Annotated in this window: 2 protein-coding genes; one reads left to right on the forward strand and one right to left on the reverse strand. The window is 76.7% G+C overall.

The genetic code is table 11. The features are described 5' to 3' along the window. Positions 1-271 (forward strand): hypothetical protein (locus HL658_RS36770; RefSeq protein ID WP_211109942.1); only part of this gene is annotated, 271 nt, incomplete at its 5' end. 197 nt (positions 272-468) lie between these two features. Here HL658_RS36770 and HL658_RS36360 read toward each other — a convergent pair. After that, positions 469-2,179 (reverse strand): hypothetical protein (locus HL658_RS36360; protein ID WP_211109943.1); only part of this gene is annotated, 1,711 nt, incomplete at its 5' end.

Here is a 2,179-nt window from a genome sequence, read left to right on the forward strand (position 1 = left end):
CCCCGAGCATCCCGCCACGCCGCCGGCCGGCCGCAAGATGTTCATGTGCTTCCTGCGCGACAAGGGCGCTCCCCAGCCTCCGGGGAACACCCTGCCCTACTTGTACCAGGTGGGGGTGGCCCCCTTCGGCCCCATCCCGCCCGGTGCCACGATGATCCCGCGAACCGAAGGAGCGACGGACGATGAGCATGGTCTGCGAGAGGCTGCCCAACAGCAATCTGTGGGTGCTCCACACGCCCCGGCCGGCGTCGGCCGGGGACGGGCCGCGTGAGGCCGAACCGGAGCCGATTCCGGAGCCGGGGGCGATCCGGCGGACGGCCGTCCGGTGCCCCGGACGGTCGCGGGCGCCATCACCGTCCCTGCGATGACGCCGCGGCCGTAGCCGGGGGGGTCAGAGCGGCCGCCCCGCCCCGGCCCGCGCGGCCGGCGGCGTGACCGGCCGCCTCCCGGCCCCGCCCCACCGTGCCGTCAGTCCCGCCCCGGCGACCGGTCGTTCCTGGCCGCCAGCCGCTCGCGCAGCGTCTTCTCCAGCCCCGGGGTGGGGTCGGGGATGCCGCGCCGGGCGATCTCGGCGCGCAGCACGCCCACGGCAGCCCGCAGCCGTTCGATGTACGTTGGGGTGTTGGTGGTCTGCGGCGAACGCCGGACCTGCAGTTCCGCGTCAAATTGGACGCGCACCTGGTGGTCCAGGGCGGCGTCGGTCATGCCGCGCACCCGCAGCTTCATCTCCCGGATCATGTCGGGCCCGGCGCGCGGGTCCAGCCACAGGGGCTCGTTCACACGCTTTCCGGCGGGCTGGGCCGGAGCCTGTGCGGTCGGCCCGATCCCCCGGCCAACCGGGGACGCCGCGTGCGGCGTTCCGGCGTTGGAAGGCGCCGGCGCCACCGGCGCAGCCGGCGGCAGTACCCCCCCGTCCACGGACTCGTCCGGCTCGAACAACGCCTTCAGCATCCGCCGCTGCTCTTCATTCAGTGACCGCATCGGATCAGGGGGACCGCCCGGCCCCGCCGCCGCGGTGTCCGGAGCGATGCCGGAGCCGCCCAGGGCGGCCCCGTGATCACGCCCCGGCGCCGGCCCTGCCCGGTCCTGCGCCGTGCCGCTCCCGTGCCCCGCCGGCGGGTCCGCCTGTTCCGGCCGATCGGCGGGAGCGTTCCTCAGCGCCTTGAGCTCGCTCCGGGCCTGGTCGCGCTCCCCGGTCAGCGCGACGACCTGGGCCTCGAGGGCGGTCACCGCCTGGCGGTGCGTCTTCGCCAGCACCACCGCCCCGCCCACCGCCTCTTCCCGGCCCTTCTGCTGGCCCCGTCGGAACCCTTCCGTCTCGCCCTCCCGCCGGGCCCGCTCCACCGCCTCCCTGTGCTCGGCGTCGCGGGCTGTCCACCTCCCGATGAGCTGGCGGTCGGCCATTCCCAGCTGGTCGGTCAGCGCCTGCACGGACGCCCACTCCGCCGTGACCTGGCGCTCCACCGCCTCCCAGCCGGCATCGACCCCCGCGTCGTGCACGTCCGTCACCTCGAAGGGGACCTCGCGCTCGCGCGTCAGAAGGCCACCGGGCACCGTCACCGACCGCAAGATCGGCGCGGTGGCGTAGGGCCGCGGCGCGTCCAGCGCCGCCGGCCTCCGGTCGACCACCGCCTCACGCACGGCGGCCACCACCGCCTGGGCGATCCGGACGTCCAGGTCCGCCTGGGTGTACAGGGGCACGGCTGCGGGGTCCTGGGGCCGCGCCGGGGGCGGGCCTTCGGCGGCCTCCACCGGCCCCGGAACCGGAGGCCTGGCGGCCGCGGTCGGCGCGCCCGTCTCGCGGTCCGCCGCGGCCGCCTGCCCCGTCGAAATCACGGCTGCCGCAGCCGGCGGGGACGCGCCGGGTTCGGAGGCGGTGTGGCCATCGCGCGTGACGTCACGCAGCGCGCGGATTTCGGCCCGCGCCGCGTCGCGTTCGCGCACCAGATCCTCCATGATCCCGCGCATGTTGAGGAGGTCGCGCCGGCTGGCCCGCAGGGCCTCCACTGCCTCCGCACGCTGGCGCTCCAGGAGGGCCACGGCCCGCTCGGCGGCGGCGCGCTGCTCCTCGCGCTCCTGCGCGTCGCGCTGGTGCTCGGCGATCGCGGTGGCGAGCGCCTCGCGCTGCGCGGTGCGCCAGCGCCGTCGCGCCAGCCCCTGCGGCTCCGGCGTGCGCCCC

The sequence above is a fragment of the Azospirillum oleiclasticum genome (assembly GCF_013423485.1).
Lineage (GTDB): Bacteria > Pseudomonadota > Alphaproteobacteria > Azospirillales > Azospirillaceae > Azospirillum > Azospirillum oleiclasticum.